The organism is Sulfitobacter sp. 1A12779 (assembly GCF_043557315.1).
GTDB lineage: Bacteria > Pseudomonadota > Alphaproteobacteria > Rhodobacterales > Rhodobacteraceae > Sulfitobacter > Sulfitobacter faviae.
On the sequence record NZ_JBIFFU010000018.1, the window covers coordinates 1 to 26514 of the forward strand.

The following is a 26514-nucleotide window of genomic DNA, read 5'->3' on the forward strand; positions in this document are numbered from 1 at the left end:
ATCTAGCGGCGGCGCGTGCGAGAGCCGCTCGCGCCTGATGCGTGTGGCGCTCTCCCAGTCACCGACGCCCACGGCTACGCCGCAGGCTGGGTGAACTGGGACAACGTCGCGTCGCGCCTGTGATCTAGCGGCGGCGCGTGCGAGAGCCGCTCGCGCCTGATGCGTGTGGCGCTCTCCCAGTCACCGACGCCCACGGCTATGCCTCAGGCTGGGTGAACTGGGACAACGTCGCGTCGCATATGTGATATGACGGCGCGGCCTTACGGCCAGCCCGAACAAGACAGAAACCCCGCAGCCTGCTGCGGGGTTTTTCGTTGGAACCGAGGACCCTTCGCGGATGTTTTTCTCTTGAGACTTTACGTCAAAAAAGGAGGACAACATGGCCGAGCGGAAGCGATCCAACGACGGTAGCAAGGAGACGGAAAAATTCCTCTCCGATACCGAGACGCCAGACCAAGGTGGCCGCGCCGGGGGTGATCTGCAAAAGGACGTTGGCACCCAAGACGCCATGCGCCGCGCCGAGAAGGGCGAAGACGGCGTGACCCGCGTCACCGGCAAAGACAAACGCAACCATGGAGAGCCTTCATGACCAAACTCAGCCAAGACACATGGGTGCTGATCGCGGATGGCGAAAAGGCCCTTTTCCTGCAGAACCACACGGACGGCGAAGACCCCTATCTTCAGGTCGTGCGCAAGGAAGAGCAGGAGAACCCACCGGCGCGGGAGCAAGCCGCCAACCGCCCCGGTCGGATGAGCGATGGTCCGAGCGGGCACCGCTCTGCCTTTGACGACACGGATTGGCATGAGCTGGAAAAAGAGCGATTTGCCAAGGACTTGTCGGACATCCTTTACAAGCTGGCCCATAAGGGCCGCTTTGATCGGATCGTTTTGGTGGCCCCTCCGGCAGTGCTGGGCGACCTGCGCGATGACCTCCACAAAGAGGTGCAGAGCAAGGTGGTAGGGGAAATCCCCAAGACCCTGACCAACCACCCCATCGACGAGATCGAAAAGATCGTGGCCGGGGAATTGGCCCAAGCCTGACTTTTCCCTTGGCGCGGGAATTGATTGCCTTCACAAGGAAGCAGTCTACCGCGCCAAGGATTTCCCATGACCGACACCACCAAGGGTTTCGCCGCCATGATCGCGGCCTGCTGTATCTGGGGGCTGTCGTCTATCTTCTACAAATTGCTGTCGCATGTGCCCGCCGCCGAGGTGCTGGCCCATCGCACCCTCTGGTCGCTGGTGTTCTTCGTGACCGTACTGGCGGTGCAGCGGCGGCTGCGGGCGATCCTTGACGCAATGGCCGGGCCGCGGGCCTTTGGCCTGCTTGCTTTCGCGGCGCTGGTGATCGCGACGAATTGGTACCTCTTCATCTGGGCGGTTCAGAGCGGGCAGGCGACAGAGGCGGCCTTGGGCTATTACATCTTCCCGCTGGTCTCGGTCCTGCTGGGCCGTCTTGTCTTTGCCGAGCGGTTGAGCCCCGTACAGCTTTTCGCGGTGGGGCTGGTGACGGTCGCGGTCTCGCTGCTCACCTATGGCTTGGGCACCGCGCCTTGGCTCGCTATGGCGCTGGCGGCGTCTTTTGGGCTTTATGGGCTGGCGAAAAAGCGGTTGGCGGTGGGGCCGGTCGTCTCTGTCACCGCTGAGGTGCTGCTGTTGTCCCCCCTTGCGGTGCTCGTGCTGTGGCAAACGGGTGACAATGGGGCGGGGGGCCTTCGGGGCCTCCTTCCGCGATACGGCGCTGCTGATACTCGCCGGGCCGATCACCGCAACGCCGCTGATCCTGTTCAGCTATGCGGCGCGGCGATTGTCGATGGCGACGGCCGGATTGCTGAGCTACATCAACCCGACCTTGCAGTTCTTCTGCGCCGTGGTCCTGTTTCGCGAACCCTTCACGGGCTGGCATGTGCAGGCCTTTGTGCTGATCTGGTGCGCGCTGGCGGTCTATTCCGTCAGCACCTTCCGTCAGGACAAAGCGCGGCGCAGAGCGCTGAGAGCAGCATCGGCATCCGGCACCACGGTGACGTAATCCAGCAGCGTCGCATCGGCAAAACCATGGGTCACGACATGGTTCATGAGCGACATGAAGGGATCCCAGTAACCGTTTGTGTTCACAAGGAAAATAGGCTTTTCATGCAGGCCCAACTGGCGCCATGTCAGCACTTCGAAAAGCTCATCAAGTGACCCCGCGCCACCCGGCAACACCGCCACGGCGTCGCTGTTCATAAACATCACTTTTTTGCGCTCATGCATCGTTTCGGTGACGATATAGCGGGTCAGATCGGTCTTGCCGACTTCCCATGCCACGAGATGGGCGGGGATCACGCCGAAGGTGTCGCCACCTGCCGTTTGGGCGGCGCGCGCAACGCTGCCCATCAGCCCGACATCGCCCGCGCCATAGACCAGCCGCAGCCCGGCCTCGGCCAGACCCCGGCCCAATGTTTCGGCGTCTTGGGTGAAGGCTTCGTCGTCGCCGGGGCGGGAGCCGCAATAGACACAGACAGAATGTTGCATGGTAAAGCGTCCTGTTGATTAGGAAAATTCGGCGCGGATCGTCTGCGCTTTTGACCCCTGTTAGCCTGCTTGCTAAAAAGGCTCAACCACAGGGGAAGTTGAGAATGTTCAAGGGATTTGGCCGGTTTGGCGGCATGGGGGCGATGGCGGCGGGCGCCTTTGCGGCGGCGGTGCTGGCGCTTGGCGCTTGGATCGGCAGCAAGCGCGGCGCGCCGGAGGAGGCAGCCTCTGAGACGGTGGCCGTGCTCCCCGAACGCGATGCCACCCCTGAGAATGCCACGCTGGTGCCGGATGCTGTGAAAGGTGTCTCGGTCGGCCCTGAGGGCGAGGCGGCAACGGAGCCCGAGGCGGCGCCGCAGGCCCCGGCCTTTGACGAAGTGCGCCGCGAAAGCGACGGCATGACGGTGATCGCGGGCCGCGCGACGCCCGGCAGCACCGTGGCCGTGTTGATGGATGGCGAAGAAGCGGCCCGCGCCACCGCCGATGGGGCCGGAAAATTCGCGACCCTTGCCATGATCCCGCCCGATGGCAAAGGCCATGTGCTGACGCTTTTGGGGAAGAACGGCGCGGCGGAGCTTGCTTCGGAGGAGGAGATTATTCTCACCCCTCGCGCAGCGCCGGTGCAGTTGGCGGAGGCCAATATCGCGCCGGAGGAAACCCCGGTTGCGTCGGTTGAGGAGGGGGCCACACAGCCGGACGAGGCGGCGGAGCCTGAAACCTCTGAGACCACGGTGGAAGAGCCGATCCCGGCAACTGCAAACGACGCTGAAGAGGAGAGCGCGGCAGCGACGGGTCAAAACCTAGCCGCTGCGCAGGCGGAGCAGGCGACCCCTCTGGCCGGAACGGCCACAGCCGAAGCGGAGCGCGCTGCGACCGACAATGCGGACGCGCAAGACGTCGAGGCGGACCGAGGACAGTCGACGCAAGACGAGGCTGACACGGACGAAGACACCGCATCGACAGAGCAAGACCCGGCTATCGCCGAAGAGGAGGTCACCTCCGCGCCCGCTCAGGCCACGCCGCTCTCCGATACCGGGACCGCTGAAGACGTGAGTGCCGCGACGGTGGAGCAAGACGATGCCGCCGAGCAGAGCGAAGATACCAGCACCGCTCCGTCCCAAGCCACACCAATGGCGGGAACGGGTACGGCTGAAGACGTGAACGCCGCGCCGCGGGACCAAGACGGAGCCGCCGATCAGGGGGCAGACACCAGCGCCACGCCTTCTCAAGCGGCGCCGTTGGCGGAAACCGGCACCGAAGAGGGCGAGACCGCCGCGCCAAACGCTGATGGTGAGGCGCCATCTCCAGCCACACCACTGGCAGAGACGGGAACTACTGAGAGAGACGCCACCCTCGCGCAAACACCGCCCGCAGCCGTGACCGAGGCCCCGAACCTCGCGGACCGCAGCCCATCGCCGCCGGAAACCACGACCCCCGCCCCTGCGGAGGAGCCCGACACCACCGCCGCACCGGCAAAGCCTCCCGCGCCCGCGCCGGTGTTGAAATTCACCGCCGAAGGGGTCGAACGGCTCGACACCGCGCCGCCGCAGGTGATGACCAATGTGGCGCTCGACACCATCGGTTACTCCGATCAGGGCGATGTGCAACTGGCGGGCCGTGCCCAGCCGGACACTCGCGAAGTGCGCGTCTATCTGAACAACAACGCCGTGATCAGCCTGCCGGTCGATCAAGAGGGCCGCTGGCGGGGCGATCTGCCCAATGTCGATGAGGGCGTCTATACCCTGCGCGTGGATGAGCTTTCCCGCGGCGGCGATGTGACCAGCCGGGTAGAGACCCCCTTCAAACGCGAATCTCCCGAGGTGCTGGCCGCGGCCACCGAAGGGCTGACCGGCCCGCTCAGCGCGGTGACGGTGCAAAAAGGCGATACGCTCTGGGCGATCTCGCGTGCGCGCTACGGCGATCCTTTGCTCTATGTGAAGGTTTTCGAGGCCAATAGCGCCAATATCCGCGACCCCGATCTGATCTACCCCGGACAGGTTTTCGACCTGCCCGAAGACCCGGCATCGGAGTGATCTGAGCGGCCAAAACCGGGGCGGCATTCGCAGCGCGCAGAGCGGCTGTGCGCCGCCCGGTACTGGCAACCCAAGGCCATGGGGCCTATGTAGCCTGTAATCACTTCAGGAATTCCCATGCCAGCCGATACAGACCAATCTAACGCCGCGCGGCGGCGCGACCGCAAGACGCCCAAGCCCGAACGCATCCCCACAGAAGCCGAGATGATCGACGCCGCCGAGCGTCAGTCGGGCTTTCTGGTGCTGCGCAAGGTCGCGCCCTACCTCTGGCCCAAGGATATGCCATGGGTGAAACGCCGGGTGGTTCTGGCCATGCTGGCGCTGCTGGTGTCGAAGCTGATCATCGTCGCCACGCCGTTTTTCTACCGCGACGCGGTGGATGCGCTGGCGGGCGAGGGGACGCCGATGCTGGCGCTTGGCGCGATTGGTCTGACCGTGGCTTACGGCATGGCGCGGCTCATGGGGGTGGGCTTTCAACAGGTCCGCGATGCGGTCTTCGCCCGCGTCGGGCAGCGCGCCCTGCGGATGCTGGCGCTTGAGACCTTTCAGCACATCCACAAACTCTCGATGCGCTATCACATCACCCGCAAGACCGGGGGGCTCAGCCGGATCATCGAGCGGGGGGTCAAAGGTGTCGACTTTCTGCTGCGCTTCCTGCTTTTCTCCATCGGGCCGCTGATCCTTGAGCTGATCCTCGTGGGTGTGATCCTCGCCGTGCTCTTCGACGTCTGGTATCTGGCGGTCGTGGCCGTGACCATCGCGCTCTACGTCTGGTTCACCTTTGCCGTCACCGAATGGCGCGTGCGCCTGAGGCGGCAGATGAATGACAGCGACACCGACGCCAACCAAAAGGCGATCGACAGTCTGCTGAACTATGAAACGGTGAAATACTTCGGCGCAGAGGGGCGCGAGGCCGCGCGCTATGACGCCGCGATGGCCGATTATGAGAACGCGGCGATCAAGACGAACTATTCGCTGGCCTTCTTGAACTTCGGCCAAGCCTTGATCATTACTGCGGGGCTCGTGGGGGTCATGGTCATGGCGGCGATGGGCGTGCAAAGCGGCGAGCTGAGCGTCGGCGACTTCGTCATGGTAAACTCCTACATGATCCAACTGACCGTGCCGCTGAACTTCCTTGGCACCGTGTACCGTGAGATTCGTCAGGCGCTGGTGGACATGGGGCAGATGTTCGGCCTGCTCGAACAACCGGCCGAGATTGACGACAAGCCAAACGCGCCGGCCCTCAAGGTCGCTGGCGGCCATGTGACGCTGGAAAACGTGCGCTTTGCCTATGACACCGACCGCGAAATCCTCAAAGGCATCTCGCTTGAGGCGCGCCCCGGAGAGACGGTGGCGATCGTCGGCTCGACCGGCTCGGGCAAATCCACCATCGGGCGGCTGTTGTTCCGCTTCTACGATGTCGCGGGCGGGGCGCTGAAGATCGACGGGCAGGACGTGCGCGACGTGACCCAACATTCGCTGCATATGGCGATTGGCGTGGTGCCGCAGGATACGGTGCTGTTCAACGACACCATCGGTTACAACATCGCCTATGGCCGCGATGGGGCGACACAGGAAGAGGTCGAAGACGCCGCGCGCGCAGCACAGATTCATGATTTCATCATGGCGCTGCCGCAGGGCTATGAGACCATGGTCGGCGAGCGGGGGCTGAAACTGTCGGGCGGTGAGAAACAGCGCGTCGGCATCGCGCGGACCCTGCTGAAAGACCCGCCGATCCTGCTGTTGGATGAGGCCACAAGCGCGCTCGACAGCGAGACGGAGCATGAGATCCAAGACGCGTTGCGCCGCGCGGGCCAAGGGCGCACGGTGCTGACCATCGCCCACCGCCTTTCGACCATCGCCGAGGCCGACCGCATCGTCGTTTTGGAGAAGGGCGAGATCATCGAACAGGGCAGCCATGAGGTGCTGCTCGCCCAAGGTGGGCGCTATGCCCAGCTTTGGCAGCGCCAGCAGGCGGAAGAAGAGTAGACGGAGAAGCTGGCCCCGCCTTCTGTTTCGGCAGGCAGGCGGGGCATTGCCGCCGAGGGGGGCATTCGCGGGCGATCTGCTCTTGCACTGTGCGGGGCGGCGCATGATATCTACCGCCATGACCGATCTTTCGACCCCCTCGCAGACCTCGCTGCGCGCGCGCGCAGCCCGGCTGGCAGACCGCCCTTCGTTTCAGAATTTCATTCTGGGCGTGATTCTCTTTAACGCCGTGATCTTGGGGCTTGAGACCTCGGACGAGGTGATGGGGCAGGTCGGGCCGCTGATTCTGCTGCTGGACCGTATCTGTCTGGCCATTTTCGTCATCGAAATTGCGATCAAGCTTTTCGGGCGCGGGCTTGATTTCTTCAAACGCGGGTGGAGCATCTTCGACTTCGTCATCGTCGCCATCTCGCTGATCCCGGCCACCCAAGGGCTCAGCGTGCTGCGGGCCCTGCGCATCCTGCGGCTCTTGCGCGTCGTCTCGGTCGCGCCCTCGCTGCGCCGCGTGGTCGAGGGGCTGGTTAACGCGCTGCCCGGCATGGGCTCGGTCTTTTTGCTGATGGGGGTGATCTTTTACATCGCCTCCGTCATGGCCACCAAACTCTTTGGCGCGGATTTCCCGCAGTGGTTCGGCACGCTGGGCCAGTCGGGCTATTCGCTGTTCCAGATCATGACGCTCGAGTCGTGGTCCATGGGCATCGTGCGCCCGGTGATGGAGGTCTATCCCTATGCCTGGATGTTCTTCGTGCCCTTTATCATGGTCACTACCTTCGCGGTGGTGAACCTTTTGGTCGGTCTGATCGTGAACTCGATGCAAGACGCGCATCATGAGGAAAGCAACGAGCAGACCAACACCTACCGCGATGAGGTCATGTCGCGGCTGACTGATCTGGAAAACCTGATTAAGGCGCAGAACACCCCGCCCAAACCCTAAAAGGCCGGGGCGGTGAGGGGCGTTATTCCTCGCCGATCGCCTTGGCGGTGAGATTGTCCAGCGCCTTGGTCATCTTGGTGAGATATTCCGCCTCTTCGGGCAGGCCGTGGGCGGTGACCAGCGTTTCAGGCGCGGCATAGGTCACATGCACGGCCCCCTCGCCATCGGCGTAGACCAGCACCCGCATCGGCAGGTCCAGCCCGGCGGTCTGGGCATCCTGCATCGCGGGGGTGCCGAGCTTTGGGTTGCCAAAGATCAAAAGCTGCGTCGGGCGCAATTCCATCTCGGCCTTTTCGGCCCCGGCGGCATGATCGACCCGGGCAAAGACCTCGGCCCCTGCTGCCTCAACCGCGCTTTCCAGCCGGTCCATCGTCGTGGGCACGTCATGGGGTGAGACTTTGGCCACCAAATCCTGCGCCAATGCGGGCATGGCCGCCATCACGACACCTGCCGCCAGTGCAATCGCTTTCATCGTCGTCTCCTTTCGCTGCATTCTGCCCCTGACCTAGCGTGACGCGCCCCCGGGCCAAGCGCTCGGCGAAAAGGCGCTGCGGTTCACTGGGTCTTGGCTTGGCTGGCCACGCGCGGTAAGAGGGGCAAAATCAGGCCGGGGGCAGGGCGCGATGAGCGATACCGACAGTTTTATTGACGAAGTGAACGAAGAGGTCCGCCGCGACCGGCTATACGGCTACCTGCGCCGCTATGGTTGGATCGCCGTGCTGGCCGTGGTGGCCATCGTCGGCGGGGCGGCGTGGAACGAATACAGCAAAGCACAGGAGCGGGCCGAGGCCGAAGCTCTGGGGGATGCGATGCTCGCCGCGCTCGAAGCGGATGCCAGCAATGCCCGCGCCGAAGCGCTCGCTCCGATCGAGGCCGATGGCCCCGGTGCCCGCGCCGTGCTGAACTTCATGCGCGCCGATGCGCTGGCCGAAGCGGGGGAGACCGATGCCGCTGTGGAGCAGCTTGATGCCGTGGCGCTCGACGGTGACCTCGCGCCGATCTACCGGGCCTTGGCGCAGTTCAAGATCGTGACCCTTCAGAGCCAATCCGTGCCCGTGGCCGAGCGGCGTCAGGCGCTCGAAGCGCTGGCCCAGCCCGGTGCCCCGCTGCGCCTGTTGGCAGAAGAGCAACTGGCCCTGATCGACATCCAAGAGGGTGAGACCGACAAGGCCGTGGCGCGCTACCAGTCCATTCTCTCCGATGCGGAAACCACCCCGGACTTGCAACAACGCGCCCTTCAGGTGATTGTGGCCTTGGGTGAAGAACCGGGTGATGAGGGCGCCGCCGCAGAGGCCGCGCTGGAGATCCCCGAAGCAACGGGTGACTGACACATATCCACCCGCCAAAAATGGCGGGGGCGTGAAGGTTGAGGAAAGACAGAAAGTGAGCAGGTCCATGACGAAGCATCGCGAAACCGAACCCGGGCAAGCGGGTCTGCGGGGTCTGGGCGTGGCGGGGGCCATCGGTGCCGCGCTGTTGCTGACGGCCTGCGCGGACGAGCAGACCTATCTGCCGGGCAAACGCGAAGACGTGCGCGCGGTGCTGCAAAACCCCGGCGTGCAAGACCCTGCCTTTGACGCCGCCACCGGCCCCGTGCCAGAGAATACCAGCCGCGCCATCGCTCTGGGCGGCACGGTGAACAACGCCAATTGGACCCATAGCATCGGCACCGCCGTGACCCGCATCAGCCATCCCGCGCTGCGGACCGCGTTGCAGCCGGTCTGGAGCGCCGATATCGGCGCGGGCGACAGCCGCAAACAACGTATCACCGCCGATCCGGTGGTGGCGGGCGGGCGTGTCTTCACGCTCGACGCCGGGGCGCAGGTCACAGCGACCTCGACCTCAGGCCAAACGCTCTGGACCCGTGACCTCACTCCCGCATCCGACCGCGAGGGCCAAGCCACCGGTGGCGGCCTCGCCGTGGATGGGGAAACGCTCTATGTCTCCGTGGGCTTTGGCGTTCTGGCCGCGCTCGACGTGACGACGGGCGGCGTGCGCTGGACCCAAGATCTTGACGCCACCGGTTCGGGCACGCCGACCGTCTCGGGCGATCTGGTCTATCTCACGGCGGGTGACGATACCGGCTGGGCGCTCGACAAGGCGACTGGCCGCATCCAGTGGCAGACCGGCGCTGTGACCAGCCTCAGCAATGTGCTGGGCGCGCCTGCGCCCGCCGTCACCAGCGATCTGGCGATCTTCGCCTTCGGCTCGGGCGAGGTGCAGGGGCTGTTCCGCCAAGGCGGGCTTGAGCGGTGGTCGACCTCTGTTCTGGGCAAGCGTCCGGGCCGCGCGCTGAGCTTTGTGGGCGACGTGACAAGCGCGCCTGTGGTCTCGAACGGGACCGTCTATGTGGGCAATCATTCGGGCCGTCTGGCCGCGCTGGATGTCAACAGCGGCGACCGTAAGTGGGTCGCACGTGACGGGGCGATCGGACCGGTCTGGCCTGCGGGCGATTCTGTCTTTGCGGTGACGGACCTGAACGAACTGGTCCGGCTCGACGCCAGCACGGGCCGCCGCATCTGGGGCACGCCGCTGCCGAATTTCGTCAAGGACAAGCCCAAGAAGCAATCCGAAGTGGTGGCCCATTACGGCCCGATCATCGCCGGGGGGCGCGTGATCGTGGCCTCCAACGACGGGGTGCTGCGCAGCTTTGACCCCGTGAGCGGCGGGCTGACCGGCACCACCCAAATCCCCGGCGGGGCGACAACCGCCCCCGTCGTGGCGGGCGGCACGCTTTATGTCGTCTCCACCAAGGGGCAATTGCACGCTTTCCGTTAGGCCGCAAATAGGCTAAGGCGCGTGTCTGAACTGGCCCAACCGGGGCCCGGAGCCTGAATTATGTCCTTTACCCTTGCCATCGTGGGCCGTCCCAATGTCGGGAAATCCACGCTGTTCAACCGCCTTGTCGGCAAACGCCTTGCGCTGGTCGATGACCAGCCCGGCGTGACCCGCGACCTGCGCGAAGGCGCGGCCAAATTGGCCGACCTGCGCTTTACCGTGATCGACACCGCGGGGCTGGAAGAGGTCACTGACGACAGCCTGCAAGGCCGGATGCGCCGCCTGACCGAACGTGCGGTGGACATGGCCGATGTCTGTCTCTTCATGATCGACGCCCGCGTGGGCGTAACCCCCTCTGACATGGTCTTTGCAGAGATCCTGCGCAAGAAATCCGCCCATGTGATTCTCGCGGGCAACAAGGGGGAGGGCAAGGCCGCCGACGCCGGGATGATTGAGGCCTATTCGCTGGGTCTGGGCGAGCCCATTCGCATGTCCGCCGAACATGGTGAGGGGCTGACCGATCTTTACACCGCTTTGATGCCGCTGGCCGATGAATATGCCGAACGTGCCACCCAAGACGCGCCCGAGACGGATGTGGACCTGCCCGAGGATGACGCCGATCTCGAAGCCGAATCCTTGCCGATGCCGACCCGCGCCAAGCCGCTGCAGGTCGCCGTGGTGGGCCGCCCCAATGCGGGCAAGTCGACGCTGATCAACCAGATTCTGGGTGAGGACCGTCTACTGACCGGCCCAGAGGCTGGGATCACCCGCGATGCGATCTCGCTGACCACCGAATGGGCCGGGCCGGATGGTGAGCCGGTGCCGATGCGCATTTTCGACACCGCCGGGATGCGCAAAAAGGCCAAGGTTCAGGAGAAGCTGGAAAAACTCAGCGTTAGCGACGGTCTGCGCGCGGTGAAATTCGCCGAGGTTGTGGTGCTCTTGCTCGACGCCGAAATCCCGTTTGAGCAGCAAGACCTGCGCATCGCCGATCTGGCCGAGCGTGAGGGCCGTGCCGTCGTCGTCGCCGTGAACAAATGGGACATCGAAGAGAACCGGCAGGAGAAACTGCGCGATCTTAAGGAGAGCTTCGAGCGGCTCTTGCCACAGTTGCGCGGTGCGCCGCTGATCACCGTGTCGGCCAAGACGGGCAGGGGGCTCGACCGCCTGCAAGCCGCGATCATGCGCGCCTATGAGGTCTGGAACCGCCGGGTGACCACCGCGCAGCTCAACCGCTGGCTCTCGGGCATGATGGAGGCGCATCCGCCCCCCGCGCCGCAGGGCAAGCGCATCAAGCTGCGCTATATGACCCAAGCCAAGACCCGCCCGCCGGGTTTCGTGGTGATGTGCAGCCACCCTGACAAGGTGCCGGACAGCTACACGCGCTATCTGGTCAACGGGTTGCGGTTGGATTTCGACATGCCCGGCACGCCGATCCGTCTGTGGATGCGCGGCCAGTCCGACGCCAACCCCTATAAGAACCGCAAGAAAGCGGCGCCGTCGAAGCTGCGCAAGCACACCGACGGTCGCCGCAAGGACTGAGCGCGCTCAGCCGCGCCGGAATGCCCTGACGGTGGGCAGCGCCACGATGACGCTGCCCCCGAGCGCCAGATAGGCGACCAAGGGCGTCTCGCCCCAATTGGTCACGACCACGCCCACCAGCCCCCAGATCACCGCGATGCCATAGGTGGGTGTCCGCCCCAGAGCGGTCTGGACGATGGCGCCGATTGCAATCGCCAGTCCGACAAAAACCACCGCCGCCGTCTGCTCTTCCAAATAGCCGTATCCCGCCGCCAACAGCGCCAGCGACACGCAGGAAGCGGCAGAGAGCCAGCCCGCGTAGAGCCCCACCGGGGCGGCGGCCCAGAGCGGGTCTTCGACCGGGGCGAGGAACAGGGCGATGAGGGCGGTGATCAGCATGATCCAGATCAGTATCGCGGCCCAGACCGGGCTCATGGTCGCCACGGCAAGCCATGTGGTCCCCACGGCGAGCGACAGGCAGAGCGGCACGCGCATGTCGTGCCACTGCCCATCCCGCGGCGCGCGCAGCAGGCCATAGCCAAGGCCCGCGATCAGCCACAGGTAAATCACCCCCCAGATGGAAAAGGCATAGCCCGCCGGCTGCGCGGGCGGGTTGTCCTGCGGAATGGGGAATTGGTTCGGATCAAAGCCCGAGAAGCTGGGAACGAAAAAGGGTGAGATCGCAAAGGCGATGCTGAGCAGCAGGGCAAGCACGGCGATCAGGGTGCGGGAGGATTTGGGCAAGGTCGGCCTCGCGGAATTAGCTGTTGCGGTACAGATAATCCTAGGGCGCCCGCGCGCCACGGCAACCAAGGGCCAGCGCCTACGCGGTCGCACCGCAAGTGCGCCCAAAATTATCTGGTACGCCCCCCCGGCGGGGCGGGCAGGCGATGGCCCGACCCCTGCGGGCGGATCGGGCCTAGTGGTGGCTCACCCTAAGGCGAGCACACCTTCCGCAGTGAGGGTCGTCTTACCCCCCAGATAGGGCGCAAGCGCCTCGGGCAGTTTCACCGAGCCATCCGCCTGCTGGCCATTCTCCAACACCGCAATCAGGCAACGCCCAACCGCCAGCCCCGAGCCATTCAGCGTATGCACGAACTGCGGCTTGCCACCGCCTTCGGGCTTGAACCGCGCGTTCATGCGCCGCGCCTGAAAATCGCCGGTGGTGGAGACCGAGGAGATCTCGCGGTAGCAATCCTGCCCCGGCACCCAGGCTTCGATGTCATAGGTCCGCCGCGCGCCAAACCCCATGTCGCCGGTGCAGAGGATCACCGTCCGGTAGGGCACGCCGAGTTTTTCGAGGATGCCTTCGGCGCAGGTCACCATGCGCTGCTGTTCGGCGTCGCTCTCATCCGGGTGGGTGATCGAAACCATCTCGACCTTTTCGAACTGGTGCTGGCGCAGCATCCCGGCGGTGTCGCGGCCCGCGCTCCCGGCCTCGGAACGGAAGCAGAGCGTATGCGCCGTCATGCGCATGGGAAGTGATCGTTCTTCGAGAGTATCCCCGGCGATGCTATAAGTAAGCGTGACTTCTGAGGTTGGGATTAGCCAATAGTCTTCTTGCGTATCGGCTCTTTCGTAGGCCTCTTCGACAATGTCAGCGAGAGAGGCGTCGGAGAGTTTATCCAGAATTTCGGGTTCAGATTTACTGTAGTCTTCTAGGGCCATTTTGCTAAGTCGAGCTCGGCTGGCCATTGAAGCGGCTACAAATGAATCGCCACCAAATTTCGGCAGTTTGTCTGTACCGTACATTGCCGCATTGTTGACGAGAACAGGCGTGTTGTATTCTGTCAAGCCGTTCTCATCCACATGGGTGTCGATCATGAATTGCGCCAGCGCGCGGTGCACCCGCGCCACGGCACCTTTCAGCATGACGAAACGCGCGCCCGAGGTCTTGGCCGCGGTCTCGAAATCCATGCCGGGTTTGACGCCCTTGATCTCGTAATGCTCAACTGGTTTGAAATCGAAGGCGGGCTTGTCGCCCCAGCTTTTCACCTCGACATTGTCGTTCTCATCATCGCCTTGAGGCACGTCCTCGGCGGGGTTGTTGGGGATGCGGGCGAGCATGTCGGTCAGCTTCGCGTCCAACTCCTGCGCCTCGGCGTTCATCGCGGCGACTTCGGCCTTTTTGTCGCTGACCAGCGCGCGCAGACGCTCGAACTCGGCCTCATCCCCACGGCCTTTGGCGGCGCCGACTTCCTTGCTGGCCTTGTTCTGCTCGGCCTTGGCAGTCTCGGCGGCGGCGATCTTGGCGCGGCGCGCGGCATCGAGGGACAGCACCGCCTGCGACATCGCCGCCTCTCCCCGGCGGGCAAGAGCGGCGTCAAAAGCCTCGGGATTGTCGCGGATGGCGCGGATGTCGTGCATGGGTTTGTCCTCAAGATCGGGTGAGTCGGTTTTGCTGCCTTATGCCTTAATGTGCGGTGCGGGGGTAGGGGCCGCAACCATGCGGCGATTGGCCCCGCGCGGGCGGGCAGGCGGCATCGGCTTTCCACCTTGCACCCCGCTGTCACCGCGCATAGGTTCTGGCCAAATTCTCAAGGCCCATTTTGCGGCCCAATACCCATCGAAAAGGACGACCCCCATGGAAGGCATCCAGCAATTCGTGCCGCTGATCCTGATCTTCGCGATCATGTATTTTCTGCTCATCCGCCCGCAGCAGAAGAAGGCGAAGGAACATCAGGCCATGGTGGCCGGTCTGCGCCGGGGCGATCAGGTCGTGACCCAAGGCGGCATCATCGGCAAGGTCTCCAAGGTCAAAGACGACGGTGAGCTTGAGGTGGAAATCGCCGAGGGCGTGAAAATTCGCGTGGTGCAGGCCACCATCGCCACCGTGGTCTCCAAGACCGAACCGGCGAAATAAACCCTACCCCGAGGCCGCAACCCAAAGGCGGAACTATGCTACAGATTGATCTGTGGAAGCGGATTGTCATTGTCCTGACCTGTCTGGCAGGGCTTTGGCTGGCGCTTCCCAATGCCTTTTACGCTCCTGTCGAAAAGCACAATGACGCCGTTGCGGCCATCGAGGTTCAGGGCAGCACGCCCGAACTGGAAGCGCAGCGCGCGCTTTGGCCCGAATGGATGCCCTCGGGGCTGGTGAACCTTGGCCTTGACCTGCGCGGCGGTGCGCATCTGCTGGCCGAAGTGCAACTGGCCGATGTCTATGCCTCGCGCATGGAAGCGCAATGGCCCGAGGTCCGCGACGCTCTGCGCAGTCTCACCCCGGTCCGCCGCCAAGAAGCGCCAGCGGGGGAGTTGCGGGTCCGTCTGAACGATCCGTCGAAAATGGCCGAGGCGCTGCAGATCACCCGTGATCTGGCCCGCCCCGTCACCACCGTGACCGGCGCAGGCGGCAGCGACATCGACGTAAGCGGGGCCGATGGCATCATCACCATCACCCTGTCGGATGCCGAGAAACAGGCGACCGACGAACGCACCATGCAGCAGAGCCTCGAAATCGTGCGCCGCCGCATTGACGAAGTCGGCACCCGTGAGCCGACGATCCAGCGTCAGGGGGCGGACCGCATCCTGATCCAAGTGCCCGGCATCGGCTCGGCGGCCGAGTTGAAAGCCATCATCGGCACCACGGCGCAGCTGACCTTCAACCCGGTGGTGAACCGCGGCTCGAATGAGAACGACAACCCGGGCATCGGCAACGCCATCCTGCCCGCGGCGGATGAAGAAGGCGTCTTCTACACGATCGAGACCGCCCCCGTCGTCACCGGCGAGCAATTGGTCGACGCACAGCCAAGCTTTGATCAGAACGGCGCGCCTGCCGTGTCTTTCCGCTTTGACACCTCCGGCGCACGCAAGTTCGGCGATTACACGGCTGAAAACATCGGCTCTCCCTTCGCCATCGTGCTCGACGACGAAGTCATCAGCGCGCCGACGATCCAGAGCCATATTCCCGGCGGGTCGGGCATCATCACCGGGCGCTTCTCGGTCGAAGAAAGCACCAACCTTGCCGTGCTGCTGCGTGCAGGCGCCCTGCCTGCGGGGCTCAGCTTTGTCGAAGAACGCACCATCGGCCCGGAACTGGGCCAAGACAGCATCGACGCGGGCAAGATCGCGACCATGGTCGCCTTCGTGGCCGTGCTGTTCTTCATGTGGGCGTCCTACGGGCTGTTCGGCTTTTTTGCCAATATCGCGCTGATCATCAACGTCGGGCTGATCTTTGGCCTTTTGAGCTTGATCGGGGCCACGCTGACGCTGCCGGGCATCGCCGGGATCGTGCTGACCGTCGGCATGGCCGTCGACGCCAATGTGCTGATCTTTGAGCGTATCCGCGAGGAGCAGCGCAACGCCAAGGGGGCCGCGCGGGCAATCTCGCTGGGGTATGAGCGCGCGCTCAGCGCCATTCTGGATGCCAATATCACCACTTTCATCGTGGCGGTCATCCTCTTCGCTCTCGGCTCTGGCCCGGTGCGCGGCTTTGCCGTCACGCTGGGGCTGGGCATCGTCACATCGGTTTTCACCGCCTTCTTCGTCACCCGCTTGCTGGTGGTGATCTGGTTTGAACGCCGCCGTCCCAAGACAATCGAGGTTTGACATGCGACTGAAGCTGGTACCCGACAATACGAACTTCGATTTCTTCGGCTATGCCAAGATCACCTTTGGCGCCTCGGTGGTGTTGATGGTCCTGTCCCTGATCGCTTGGAGCGTGATGGGGCTGAACTTCGGCATCGACTTCCGCGGCGGCACCACCCTGCGAACCGAAAGCTCCCAAGCCGTCGACGTGGGCGAATACCGCGATGCGCTCGCGCCGCTTGAATTGGGCGACGTGACCATTTCTGAGGTCTTTGACCCCGGTTTCGGCGCTGACCGCCATGTGGCGATGATCCGCGTGCAGGCGCAAGAAGGGCAGCAGGCGGCGACCACCGACACGATCGAAACCATCGAAGCGGCATTGCAAGGCGTCGCCCCCGATATCAAGTTCACCTCTGTCGAATCCGTGGGCCCCAAGGTCTCGGGCGAGCTGATCCAGACCGCTTTCCTTGCCGTGGGCGGGGCGCTGGCGGCGATCCTGATCTACATCTGGCTGCGGTTCGAATGGCAGTTCTCGGTCGGCGCGGTGGTGGCGCTGTTCCACGACGTGGTGCTGACCATCGGGTTGTTCTCGCTCCTCCAGATCCGTTTCGACCTGCCGGTCGTGGCGGCGATCCTGACCATCATCGGCTATTCGATCAACGACACCGTGGTGATCTTTGACCGCCTGCGGGAGAACCTGCGCAAATACAAAAAGCGTCCTCTGCGCGATGTGATGAACCTCAGCGTGAACGAGACGCTGAGCCGTACGCTGATGACCTCGGGCACCACCTTGCTCGCTCTTATCGCGCTGCTGATCTTGGGCGGCGATGTGATCCGGGCCTTCGTCTTTGCCATCACATGGGGCGTGATCGTGGGCACCTATTCCTCGGTCTATGTGGCCAAGAACGTGGTGCTCTACCTTGGGGTGAAGCGCGACTGGTCCAAGCCCGACGCGGGGGCGGGCACGCAATTCGCCAATATTGATGCCTGACCTGCTTGCGCAGGCCATCGCCACCCCCGGGGTGGCATGGCTTGCGCTGGCCGTGATCGTGGCGGGGCTGGTGCGCGGCTTTGCCGGTTTCGGCTCCGCCATGATCATCATGCCCGTCGCGGCCTCTGTCCTCTCTCCGGTCGAAGCGATTCTATTTCTCACCGCTGCCGAATTGATCGGCCCCCTTCCAAACCTCCCCGATGCCCTGCGCGAGGGCGCGCCCCGCGAAGTGGGGCGGCTGCTGCTCGGCGTGCTGATCGGGATGCCACTCGGGCTCTGGGGGCTGTCGCTGGTCTCACCCGAAGGGTTCGGCTGGATCGTCTCGGGCGTGGTGCTGGGGCTTCTGACGCTGCTGCTTGCGGGCTGGCGCTATCACGGCCCACTTGGCGCGAAGCTGGTGACGGCCACCGGCGCTCTGGGTGGCTTTATTACTGGTTTCGCGGGCATCGCCGGGCCGCCGGTGATCCTGCTCTATATGGCAAGCCGCAGGCCCGCTGCGGTGATCCGGGCGAATTTCCTGCTCTATCTTCTGGGGCTCGACCTGATGCTCTTTGCCATGCTCGCGGCGACGGGGCAGGTGGTCTGGCCGGTGCTGTGGCTGGGCCTCTTGGCCGGGGTGCCCAATGTCATCGCCAATATCATCGGGGCGCGGCTATTTGACCCAAAGCGAGAGCGGCTTTTTCGCGCGGTGGCCTATATCGTCATCGCTGCATCGGCTATCCTCGGCCTGCCGCTGTGGAATATCTGAGCCTGTGAGGGACGTAACATGCGATTGAACGAGATCACCTATACCGACGCCAAACCGATCGACGGCTACGGCCCCGGCTTCTTCCGCATCGACGGAGAGGTTGTCGAGGGCGCGCAGGTGATCGGCCCGGAGGGCATTACTGGCTGGGGCGGACTGGCCGATCCCGCGCCGGTCCTGGCGCTGGCGGGCAAGGTGGATGTGGTCTTCCTCGGCACCGGGGCAGAGGTGGCGCATATCCCCGATGACCTGCGCGAAACCTTGGAAGAGGCCGGGCTGGGGGTCGAGGTGATGTCCTCTCCCGCCGCTTGCCGCACCTACAACATCTTGCTGAGCGAGGGGCGGCGCATCGCGCTGGCCCTCTTGCCGGTCTAAGGGCGGAGCGGCGCGGCCAGTGCAAGTCAGCAACCTCAGCGTCGCCCGCGGCGGGGTGCCCGTGCTCTCGGGCCTGTCCTTCGCGCTGGCGGCGGGGGAGGCTTTGGTGCTGCGCGGCCCGAACGGGGCCGGAAAGACGACGCTGCTGCGCTGTATTGCCGGGCTGCAAGCGCCGCTCACGGGGCGGATCGAGGGGGCGGAGGACCGTGTCGCCTATGCCGCCCACGCAGATGGGCTGAAATCCATGCTGACCGTACGCGAGAACCTGAGCTTTTGGGCGCAGGTCTTTGGCAACACTGACATTTCCGCTGCACTTGATGGCTATGCGCTGCGCCCTTTGGCGGACCGTTTGGCCGCGACCCTCTCTGCCGGGCAAAAGCGCCGTTTGGGCTTGGCGCGGCTCTTGGTGACGGGGCGGCCGATCTGGGTCTTGGATGAGCCGACGGTCTCGCTCGACGCGGATGCGGTGGCGCTGTTCGGTGCTGTCCTGCGCGGGCATTTGGCGGCGGGTGGATCGGCCCTCATGGCCACGCATATCGATCTGGGGGTGGAGGCGCGCATGCTCGATATCAGCGCCTTCCGCGCGGACCCCGATGCCGATCTTGGCGCAAGCGATGCGGCTTTTCTATGAAGGCGTTGCTGCTGCGAGACTTGCGCTTGGCGCTGCGGGCAGGCGGGGGCTTTGGCCTTGGCTTGGCGTTCTTCCTGATTGTGACGATGCTGGTGCCCTTCAGCGTCGGGCCAGAGGCCACGCTGCTGCGCGCGATTGCGCCCGGTGTGCTTTGGCTCGGGGCGCTTTTGGCCTGCCTTTTGTCGCTCGACCGTCTGCTAGCGCTCGACCTCGAAGACGGCTCGTTGGAGCTGCTGTTGACCGCCCCGTTGCCGCTGGAAGGGGCGCTGGCGGTCAAGGCTTTGGCGCATTGGCTGACCACCGGGCTGCCGCTGGTTCTGGCGGCACCCTTTCTGGGGGTGATGCTGCAACTCGCAGCGCCGGGGCATCTGTGGCTGCTCGTCTCGCTGGCGCTCGGCACGCCCGCGCTGTCGGTAATCGGCATGTTCGGCGCGGCGCTGACGGTGGGGATCAAACGCGGCGGGCTGCTGCTGTCGCTGCTGGTGCTGCCGCTCTATATTCCGACGCTGATTTTCGGGGCCGAGGTCGCCCGGCGCGGGGCGGCGGGCTTGGAGGCCACGACGCCGCTTTTGATGCTTGCGGGGTTGACGCTGGCCGTGGTGGCCTTGATGCCATTTGCCGCAGCCGCCGTGCTACGGATGGGGTTGCGATGACCCCAACAAATCGTGCATTGAGCACCACCCAACCGCGCGATAGGTAGTCTGCATGTCCCTTTGGCAATACGCAAACCCGGTCAAATTCCTTGCGCTTTCGCAGCGCGTGCAGCCTGCGCTTTGGGTGCTGGCGGCGGCTTTCGTGAGCATTGGCTTGCTTTGGGGCTTTTTCGGCACGCCTGATGACGCGCGGCAAGGCAGCACGGTCAAGATCATCTACCTGCATGTGCCCGCCGCCCTGATGGCGATCAACGCGTGGTTCATGATGCTCGTGGCCTCACTCATCTGGCTGATCCGCCGGCACCACGTCAGCGCATTGGCGGCCAAGGCCGCGGCCCCCGTGGGGCTGGTGATGACGCTGATCGCGCTGGTGACGGGCGCGATCTGGGGCCAGCCGATGTGGGGGACGTGGTGGGCGTGGGATCCGCGGCTCACGTCCTTCCTGATCCTGTTCCTATTCTATCTCGGCTACATCGCGCTGTGGCAGGCGGTCGAAGACCCGGACACCGCTGCTGATCTCACTTCGGTTCTCTGCCTTGTCGGCTCAGTCTTTGCGGTGCTGTCGCGCTATGCGGTGCAGTTCTGGAACCAAGGGTTGCACCAGGGCACCTCGATCCCCGTGGCCACGGGCAACCGCAGTGTGGCGGATGTTTTCTTTTACCCGCTGGTCCTGGCGATGCTGGGCTTTGGCATGCTGTTTCTGGCGCTGGTGGTCTACCGCACGGGCACCGAAATTCGCCTGCGCCGTACGGCGGCGCTCAGGGCGCGGATGAACAGGGGGGCGTGATGCCGGAGCTTGGAAAATACGCGGCCGAGGTGCTCTCGGCCTATGCCGTATCTCTGCTGCTGCTGGCAGCGCTGATCGGCTTGACCCTCTGGCGCGGTCGCGCGGCGCGCCGGGCCTTGGAAGAGACAGAGCAGGAGGCCGGACGCCGTGGCTAAACTCTCGCCCATGATGATCGCGCCACCGGTGATCTTTGCCGCCTTCGTCGCACTGGCCGCAGTGGGCATGTACCGCGATGATCCCGAGGGGCTGCCCTCAACGCTGGTGGGGCAACAGGCGCCTGCCATGCCCGAGGCCACGCTGCCCGGCTATCCGCAGGCCACGGATGACATGCTGCGCGCAGGGCAAGTGAGCTTGGTGAACTTCTGGGCCAGCTGGTGCCCGCCCTGCCGTGCCGAACATCCCAAACTGCTTGAGATGCAGGCCGAGGGGATGAACATCATCGGCGTCAATTTCAAGGATACCGAGAAGAACGCGACTGCCTATCTCGAAGACGAAGAAAGCCCTTTTGCCGGGGTCGGTTTCGACCCGCAGGGGCGTGTGGCGATTGATTGGGGCGTGACCGCCCCGCCGGAGACTTTCATCGTCGACGGGGACGGCACGGTGTTGTTCCGTTTTGCCGGGCCGCTGGTCGGCAGTGATTACGAACAGCGGTTCCTCCCGGCGCTGCGGGATGCGATCACCCGCTGATCTTGGCAGCGTATTCGACCAAACGTTTCGCCTGATAGGCGATGGATTTCTTGCCAGTCTCACTCAGCGGGCCGGGTTCGCAGGAGTATCCGTAGGGGTTGCCGCCATCTTCGAATTTGATGCCATCGGCATAGCCCGGCGGCACGATGATCGCACCCCAGTGCATGGCGGTGACATAGATCGACTGAAGCGTCGTTTCCTGCCCGCCATGCGGGTTCTGCGCCGAGGTGGTGGCCGTAATCGCCTTATTGGCCAGCGCCCCTGACTGCCAGAGCGGCCCCAGCGTGTCGATGAAGGCGCGGAACTGGCTGGCGGCGACGCCAAAGCGGGTGGGGGCCGAGATGAAATAGCCATTGGCCCATTCCATGTCCTCGGGTTTGGCCTCGGGGATGTCTTGCATCTTGTCCAGCTGCGCGCGCCACGCGTCTTGGCCATCGACGACGGCCTGCGGGGCGGTCTCGGCGCAGCGGCGCAGGCGGACCTCGGCGCCTGCCTCCTCGGCGGCGCGGGCGGCTTGCTCTGCGATGGCGTGGTTGGTCCCATAGGTGGAGTAGAACAGAACGGTGATTTTCGGGCTCATGGTATCTCCTTTCACGAGGTGCTTCGGGATCAACGGGAATTTCCGGTCTTCTGTTCCTTGGGGTCAGAGGGAATAGGGCCGCGCCCATTCGCGCAGACGGTCGATGAATTGGGCGTTGGTCAGTTGGTCCAAGCGGCCCTCGGGCGCGGTGAAACCGGGCAGCGGCTCAAGCGCGATGCGCAGGCGGCGCATCTGTTCGGGGTAGGGGGCCACCCGCTCGGCCAGTTCCACCATTCCTGCGGGCACCCGGCGGGCGGGGTGTTCGGCGCTGTAGTAAAGCGCGAACTGCATCGCATTGAGGTTCGACACCAGATCGGCAAGGGCGGGCATAATGATTGTGTTCATCTCATCGCTGTCCGCCGCGAACATCGACGCCTTGCTCAAAAGCCCCCGCGCTTGCGCGACGGTGGTGGTGGTCGACAGCACGAAACTGACCGAGAGGGTGAGGATCACCATCCCATTGACCCCAACAAGCACCGACATCACCTGCCAGAAGGAGCCTTGCGTTTGCAGCGGCCCGCCCCCGAGGGTGGAAAGCAGATGGCCGACAAAGGCGGAATCGCGGACGAAACCCGCAGGCTCTGCATTGTCCGACATCACCACCGCCTCACGGCTCATCTGAAACACCAAGGTCCAGCCGAGGGAGACGAGCACGATCCAAGTCACCGCGATGGCCGTCATCACCACTGGGCCAGAGAGGCGGTGCCGGGCGTTTCCCTTGGGCATGACTTTCGTGAAGAGAAAGAACGCCGCCCGCGCCACCCGTTCCGACAGGGGCGCCACAGGGGCCGCGCCGATGGCGGTATAGAGAAAATCCAGCAGGACGATAACAAGGATCACCGCGCCCAAAGCGCCAAGCGCGTAACCTGCTATCATTGCTGTGCCTTCCTCGAAAACAATCGTCTTAGGAAGGCAACCCTTGATGCGCGGGCAGGTTCCCGCTCAAGGCCCTGAGGCAAAGAAAAAGGAGCGGCCCGCATGGGCCGCTCCTTGATTTGTTTCGCAGTGGCGTTTGGCGCTTAGGCCGATTTCGCCAGATTGCGCAGCACGTAGTGCAGCACGCCGCCGTGCTCAATATATTCGATCTCGATCGCGGTATCGATGCGGCACTTCAGAGTGATATCCTTGGTGCTGCCATCCGCCATGGTGATCTTGCAGGGCACTTCCTGCAGCGGCTTGATCGTGTCCAACCCTTCGATGGAGACGGTCTCATCCCCCGTGAGGCCCAGCGATTTGCGGGTGTCGCCGCCGGTGAACTCGAAGGGGATGACGCCCATGCCAACGAGGTTGGAGCGGTGGATACGCTCAAAGCTCTCGGCGATCACGGCCTTCACACCCAGAAGGGCGGTGCCCTTCGCGGCCCAGTCGCGCGAGGAGCCCGCGCCGTACTGTTCACCACCGAAGATCACGAGCGGGGTGCCGTTCTCCTGATGCGCCATGGCGGCATCGAAGATCGAGGTCTGCTCGCCATCGGGGCCCTTGGTGTAGCCGCCTTCGACGCCGTCCAGCATCTCGTTCTTGATGCGGATGTTGGCGAAGGTGCCGCGCATCATGACCTCGTGGTTGCCACGACGCGAACCATAGGAGTTGAACTCCCGCACCGGCACCTGACGCTCGGTCAGATACTGACCCGCAGGCGTGGTTTCCTTGAAGGACCCGGCAGGCGAGATGTGGTCGGTGGTGATCATGTCACCCAGCACCGCCAGCACTTTCGCGCCTTCGATGTTCGAGATCGTGCCCGGCTCGGGCGACATGCCTTGGAAGTAGGGCGGGTTCTGAACATAGGTCGACTGCGGCGGCCAATCGTAGGTCTTGCTGTCGGTGGTCTCGACCGCCTGCCACTTTTCGTCGCCCTTGAAGACATCGGCGTATTTCTCTTGGAAGGCTTCGCGCGTCACGGTCTGTTCGACCAGTTCGGCGACTTCCTGCGTCGAGGGCCAGATGTCTTTCAGGTAGACGTCATTGCCGTTCTTATCCTGACCCAGCGGGCTGTTGGTCAGGTCGTGGTTCATGTCACCCACCAGCGCATAGGCCACCACGAGGGGCGGGGAGGCGAGGTAGTTGGCGCGCACGTCGGGGCTGATGCGGCCCTCGAAGTTACGGTTGCCCGAGAGCACCGAGGTGCCGATCAGGTCATAGTCGTTGATCGCCTTGCTGATCGGCGCTTCCAGCGGGCCGGAGTTGCCGATGCAGGTGGTGCAGCCGTAGCCGACGAGATTGAAGCCGATGGCATCCAGATCGTCTTGCAGGCCCGCGGCCTCAAGGTAATGCGACACAACCTGCGAGCCCGGCGCCAGCGATGTCTTGACCCAGGGCTTGCGCGTCAGGCCCAGCTCACGCGCCTTGCGCGCCACGAGGCCCGCACCGATCATGACATAGGGGTTCGAGGTGTTGGTGCAGGACGTGATCGAGGCGATCACGATGGAGCCGTCATGCAGCTGGTAATGGCCGTCGTCGGTCATCACATAGCCGCGGTTGTGGTGGCCCTCGTCACCGGGGATTTCCTGCGGCTCGGGCTGGCCGCCTTCGCCTTCCCAACGGATTTCGGAGTTCGCGGAGGTGTCTTTGCCCTCGCGGATGCCTTTGACGTATTCGGCAAAGGCGGTGTGCGCCTTGTCGAGTGCGATGTAGTCCTGAGGACGCTTGGGGCCCGAGATCGCGGGCACGATGGTGCCCATGTCGAGGCTCAGCGTGTCGGTGTAGACCGGCGCGTAATCCGCATCGCGCCACATGCCGTTTTCCTGCGCATAGGCTTTGACCAGCGCCACGCGGTCCTTGTCGCGGCCGGTGTTGGTCAGGTAGCGCAGGGTCTCGTCGTCGATCGGGAAGAAGCCACAGGTCGCGCCGTACTCAGGCGCCATGTTGGCGATGGTCGCGCGGTCCGCCAGCGGCAGGTGGTCAAGGCCGTCACCGTAGAATTCCACGAACTTGCCGACCACGCCTTTTTCGCGCAGCATTTCCACGACTTTCAGCACGAGGTCGGTGCCGGTGGTGCCTTCCATCATGCGGCCCGTCAGCTCAAAGCCAACGACCTCGGGGATCAGCATGGAGATCGGCTGACCCAGCATCGCGGCCTCGGCCTCGATCCCGCCGACGCCCCAGCCCAGAACGGCGGCGCCGTTGACCATGGTGGTGTGGCTGTCGGTGCCGACCAGCGTGTCGGGGTAGGCGACTTCCTCGCCGTTCTGGTCCTTGTCGGTCCAGACGGTCTGGCTGAGGTACTCAAGGTTCACCTGGTGGCAGATGCCGGTGCCGGGGGGCACAACGCGGAAGTTGTTAAACGCCTTCTGACCCCACTTGAGGAAGGTATAGCGCTCGATGTTGCGCTCATATTCGCGGTCCACGTTCATCTGGAAGGCGCGCGGGTTGCCGAATTCGTCGATCATGACCGAGTGGTCGATGACGAGGTCGACGGGGTTCAGCGGGTTGATCTTGTCGGCGTCGCCACCAAGCGCCACCAGACCGTCGCGCATCGCTGCAAGGTCGACAACCGCTGGCACGCCGGTGAAGTCTTGCATCAGCACGCGGGCCGGGCGGTAGGCGATCTCACGCGGGTTCTTGCCGCCCTTGGTCGCCCATTCGGCAAAAGCCTTGATGTCGTCTTGGGTGACGGTCTTGCCGTCTTCAAAACGCAGCATGTTTTCCAGAACGACTTTCAACGCCGCTGGCAGTTTGGAGAAGTCGCCCAGACCAGCTGCTTCGGCGGCGGGGATGGAGTAATAGGCGACGTTCTGGCTGCCAACGGAGAGGGTTTTCCGTGTCTTGGCACTGTCGTGACCGACTTGGATTGTCATGGCGGGCTCCCTTCGGGGTCTGATGGGTGGCTAGATTGCCGTCTCAATGCCACTACGGGCGCGGCGGTTCAACTGTTATCAGGCGGTTTCGCGCGATTTTGTATACCATTGTGTACCGACTTTAAAGGGGGCATCATGCGCGGCATGCGGCTGTGGGCGCTAACGGGCGTTTCAACAAAGGTTGATTGGTATTTTACCCTTCCAGCCGTTAGACCAAACCCATCACCGAGATATTGATCCGTCTGGAATTTTATGAAGCCCCTGATTTTTCCCGTCCTTGCCGCATTTTCGCTGCTGGCCGCGCCCTTGCAGGCTCAGCAGGAGCAGCCTGTGGTGGTCGAACTCTTTACCTCTCAGGGCTGTTCCTCTTGCCCCGATGCCGATGCGATGCTCGCCGAATTGGCCGAGCGGGAGGATATCATCGCGCTCGCGCTGCATGTGGATTACTGGGATTACATTGGCTGGGAGGATCCCTTTGGCGATCCGGCCCATGCCGAGCGCCAGCGCGGCTATGCCGCTGTCGGCGGGCGGCGCAGCGTTTATACGCCTGAGCTGATCGTGCAGGGGCAGACCGATATCGTCGGCGCGAAACCGATGAAACTGATGGACGCGGTCGAACGTCATGCAGAGGCCGCGCCGCAGGTGGCGCTGACGGTCGCGCGGTCAGGTGGAGCGGTTGAGATCACGGCAGACTCTTTGGCCAAAGGCGTGGGGCCGATGCAGATCCACATGCTGCGCTATTCCCCGATGGAGCGGACCAAGGTCACGCGCGGTGAAAATGCAGGCCATGTGATGGAGCATAGCAATGTGGTGGAGGGCTGGCAGGTCTTGGCGGAATGGGACGGGGCAGCGCCGCTGTCACTGCGTGCCGAGGCCGAAGGCGATCTGCCCGTCGTGGTCATCGTTCAGCGCAAAGAGCAGGGCGGGCCGGGGGCGATCCTCGCCGCTGCCCGCATCAAGTAAGGCGCGCGAGCC

27 protein-coding genes and 1 pseudogene are annotated in these 26514 nt (G+C 64.0%); 21 read left to right on the forward strand and 7 right to left on the reverse strand.

Going from position 1 to position 26514, the window contains the following annotated elements; all coding sequences use genetic code 11:
* Positions 1-379: 379 nt before the first annotated feature.
* The 4 genes and pseudogenes from ACGYLQ_RS16415 to ACGYLQ_RS16430 all read left to right on the forward strand — a co-directional run bounded on the left by ACGYLQ_RS16415 (position 380) and on the right by ACGYLQ_RS16430 (position 2029).
* Positions 380-589 carry a hypothetical protein gene (locus ACGYLQ_RS16415; protein ID WP_394443940.1) on the forward strand — a complete coding sequence of 70 codons (210 nt, stop codon included), beginning with the start codon at positions 380-382 and terminating at the stop codon, positions 587-589.
* Positions 586-1041 (forward strand): host attachment family protein, encoded by a 456-nt coding sequence (locus ACGYLQ_RS16420; protein WP_209218648.1) that lies wholly within the window; start codon positions 586-588, stop codon positions 1039-1041. The genes ACGYLQ_RS16415 and ACGYLQ_RS16420 overlap by 4 nt, the downstream gene beginning before the upstream one ends.
* Before the next feature lie 96 nt (positions 1042-1137).
* A pseudogene (gene rarD, locus ACGYLQ_RS16425) lies at positions 1138-1641 on the forward strand (EamA family transporter RarD); the annotation flags it as partial.
* Positions 1642-1699: 58 nt separating this feature from the next.
* Complete coding sequence (locus ACGYLQ_RS16430) at positions 1700-2029, forward strand: EamA family transporter (protein ID WP_394443941.1); 330 nt, start codon at positions 1700-1702, stop codon at positions 2027-2029.
* Here the strand turns inward: ACGYLQ_RS16430 and ACGYLQ_RS16435 are convergent.
* Complete coding sequence (locus ACGYLQ_RS16435; RefSeq protein WP_394443942.1) at positions 1966-2514, reverse strand: TIGR00730 family Rossman fold protein; 549 nt, start codon at positions 2512-2514, stop codon at positions 1966-1968. The two genes, ACGYLQ_RS16430 and ACGYLQ_RS16435, sit on opposite strands and share 64 nt — an antisense overlap.
* Before the next feature lie 104 nt (positions 2515-2618).
* Here ACGYLQ_RS16435 and ACGYLQ_RS16440 point away from each other — a divergent pair, with 104 nt between their 5' ends.
* The 3 genes from ACGYLQ_RS16440 (at position 2619) to ACGYLQ_RS16450 (ending at position 7470) form a co-directional block, all read left to right on the forward strand.
* Entirely contained in the window at positions 2619-4547 is a 1929-nt protein-coding gene (locus ACGYLQ_RS16440; protein ID WP_394443944.1) for a LysM peptidoglycan-binding domain-containing protein, read from the forward strand.
* A 117-nt stretch (positions 4548-4664) separates the two neighbouring features.
* Positions 4665-6536, forward strand: a complete 1872-nt coding sequence (locus ACGYLQ_RS16445; protein WP_394443945.1) for an ABCB family ABC transporter ATP-binding protein/permease — start codon at positions 4665-4667, stop codon at positions 6534-6536.
* A gap of 103 nt (positions 6537-6639) precedes the next feature.
* Positions 6640-7470 carry an ion transporter gene (locus ACGYLQ_RS16450; RefSeq protein ID WP_271691669.1) on the forward strand — a complete coding sequence of 277 codons (831 nt, stop codon included), beginning with the start codon at positions 6640-6642 and terminating at the stop codon, positions 7468-7470.
* A 22-nt stretch (positions 7471-7492) separates the two neighbouring features.
* Here the strand turns inward: ACGYLQ_RS16450 and ACGYLQ_RS16455 are convergent, their stop codons facing one another.
* Entirely contained in the window at positions 7493-7942 is a 450-nt protein-coding gene (locus ACGYLQ_RS16455; RefSeq protein WP_271689661.1) for a DUF302 domain-containing protein, read from the reverse strand.
* A 151-nt stretch (positions 7943-8093) separates the two neighbouring features.
* Here ACGYLQ_RS16455 and ACGYLQ_RS16460 point away from each other — a divergent pair, with 151 nt between their 5' ends.
* The 3 genes from ACGYLQ_RS16460 to der all read left to right on the forward strand — a co-directional run bounded on the left by ACGYLQ_RS16460 (position 8094) and on the right by der (position 11790).
* Positions 8094-8798, forward strand: a complete 705-nt coding sequence (locus ACGYLQ_RS16460; protein WP_394443946.1) for a tetratricopeptide repeat protein — start codon at positions 8094-8096, stop codon at positions 8796-8798.
* A 67-nt stretch (positions 8799-8865) separates the two neighbouring features.
* Positions 8866-10248, forward strand: a complete 1383-nt coding sequence (locus ACGYLQ_RS16465; protein WP_394443947.1) for a PQQ-binding-like beta-propeller repeat protein — start codon at positions 8866-8868, stop codon at positions 10246-10248.
* Positions 10249-10308: 60 nt separating this feature from the next.
* Positions 10309-11790 carry a ribosome biogenesis GTPase Der gene (der, locus tag ACGYLQ_RS16470; RefSeq protein WP_067266411.1) on the forward strand — a complete coding sequence of 494 codons (1482 nt, stop codon included), beginning with the start codon at positions 10309-10311 and terminating at the stop codon, positions 11788-11790.
* 6 nt (positions 11791-11796) lie between these two features.
* Here the strand turns inward: der and ACGYLQ_RS16475 are convergent, their stop codons facing one another.
* Together ACGYLQ_RS16475 and serS are read right to left on the reverse strand one after the other, a co-directional pair.
* Positions 11797-12513 carry a hypothetical protein gene (locus ACGYLQ_RS16475; RefSeq protein WP_394413351.1) on the reverse strand — a complete coding sequence of 239 codons (717 nt, stop codon included), beginning with the start codon at positions 12511-12513 and terminating at the stop codon, positions 11797-11799.
* Positions 12514-12699: 186 nt separating this feature from the next.
* Positions 12700-14136: a serine--tRNA ligase gene (gene serS / locus ACGYLQ_RS16480; RefSeq protein WP_394443948.1), complete on the reverse strand. Its 1437-nt coding sequence runs from the start codon at positions 14134-14136 to the stop codon at positions 12700-12702.
* Positions 14137-14353: 217 nt separating this feature from the next.
* On the opposite strand from serS, the gene yajC reads away from it, so the two are divergent.
* Genes yajC through ACGYLQ_RS16530 form a run of 10 tightly spaced genes read left to right on the forward strand, consistent with a single transcriptional unit; the run spans position 14354 to position 21165 of the window.
* Positions 14354-14632, forward strand: coding sequence for a preprotein translocase subunit YajC (gene yajC, locus ACGYLQ_RS16485; protein ID WP_067627241.1), 279 nt, complete (start codon positions 14354-14356; stop codon positions 14630-14632).
* Positions 14633-14667: 35 nt separating this feature from the next.
* Positions 14668-16317 (forward strand): protein translocase subunit SecD, encoded by a 1650-nt coding sequence (secD, locus tag ACGYLQ_RS16490; RefSeq protein WP_209218655.1) that lies wholly within the window; start codon positions 14668-14670, stop codon positions 16315-16317.
* Between the two features lies 1 nt (position 16318).
* A complete protein-coding gene (gene secF / locus ACGYLQ_RS16495; RefSeq protein ID WP_394443949.1) occupies positions 16319-17287 on the forward strand; it encodes a protein translocase subunit SecF in 969 nt (322 codons plus the stop codon).
* Complete coding sequence (locus ACGYLQ_RS16500) at positions 17280-18035, forward strand: sulfite exporter TauE/SafE family protein (RefSeq protein WP_394443951.1); 756 nt, start codon at positions 17280-17282, stop codon at positions 18033-18035. Before secF ends, ACGYLQ_RS16500 begins: the two co-directional genes overlap by 8 nt.
* Positions 18036-18053: 18 nt before the next feature.
* Entirely contained in the window at positions 18054-18407 is a 354-nt protein-coding gene (locus ACGYLQ_RS16505) for an Mth938-like domain-containing protein (protein WP_394443952.1), read from the forward strand.
* Positions 18408-18426: 19 nt separating this feature from the next.
* On the forward strand, positions 18427-19038 hold the full coding sequence (gene ccmA, locus ACGYLQ_RS16510; RefSeq protein ID WP_394443953.1) for a heme ABC exporter ATP-binding protein CcmA: 612 nt from the start codon (positions 18427-18429) through the stop codon (positions 19036-19038).
* Positions 19035-19691, forward strand: coding sequence for a heme exporter protein CcmB (gene ccmB, locus ACGYLQ_RS16515; RefSeq protein ID WP_067266391.1), 657 nt, complete (start codon positions 19035-19037; stop codon positions 19689-19691). The genes ccmA and ccmB overlap by 4 nt, the downstream gene beginning before the upstream one ends.
* Before the next feature lie 52 nt (positions 19692-19743).
* The gene (locus ACGYLQ_RS16520) at positions 19744-20478 is read left to right on the forward strand and encodes a heme ABC transporter permease (protein WP_394443954.1); all 735 of its coding nucleotides are present in this window, start codon (positions 19744-19746) and stop codon (positions 20476-20478) included.
* The gene (ccmD, locus tag ACGYLQ_RS16525) at positions 20478-20633 is read left to right on the forward strand and encodes a heme exporter protein CcmD (RefSeq protein ID WP_271691655.1); all 156 of its coding nucleotides are present in this window, start codon (positions 20478-20480) and stop codon (positions 20631-20633) included. The genes ACGYLQ_RS16520 and ccmD overlap by 1 nt, the downstream gene beginning before the upstream one ends.
* A 13-nt stretch (positions 20634-20646) precedes the next feature.
* Positions 20647-21165: a DsbE family thiol:disulfide interchange protein gene (locus tag ACGYLQ_RS16530; protein WP_394443989.1), complete on the forward strand. Its 519-nt coding sequence runs from the start codon at positions 20647-20649 to the stop codon at positions 21163-21165.
* On the opposite strand, the gene ACGYLQ_RS16535 is transcribed toward ACGYLQ_RS16530, so the two are convergent.
* From ACGYLQ_RS16535 to acnA, 3 genes are all read right to left on the reverse strand, one after another.
* The gene (locus ACGYLQ_RS16535) at positions 21155-21745 is read right to left on the reverse strand and encodes an NAD(P)H-dependent oxidoreductase (protein ID WP_394443955.1); all 591 of its coding nucleotides are present in this window, start codon (positions 21743-21745) and stop codon (positions 21155-21157) included. The genes ACGYLQ_RS16530 and ACGYLQ_RS16535 overlap by 11 nt on opposite strands.
* A 63-nt stretch (positions 21746-21808) precedes the next feature.
* Complete coding sequence (locus ACGYLQ_RS16540; RefSeq protein WP_394443956.1) at positions 21809-22621, reverse strand: hypothetical protein; 813 nt, start codon at positions 22619-22621, stop codon at positions 21809-21811.
* A 143-nt stretch (positions 22622-22764) separates the two neighbouring features.
* Positions 22765-25539, reverse strand: coding sequence for an aconitate hydratase AcnA (acnA, locus tag ACGYLQ_RS16545; protein WP_067266372.1), 2775 nt, complete (start codon positions 25537-25539; stop codon positions 22765-22767).
* A gap of 252 nt (positions 25540-25791) precedes the next feature.
* On the opposite strand from acnA, the gene ACGYLQ_RS16550 reads away from it, so the two are divergent.
* Positions 25792-26502, forward strand: a complete 711-nt coding sequence (locus ACGYLQ_RS16550; protein WP_394443957.1) for a DUF1223 domain-containing protein — start codon at positions 25792-25794, stop codon at positions 26500-26502.
* The last annotated feature ends 12 nt before the right edge of the window (positions 26503-26514 follow it).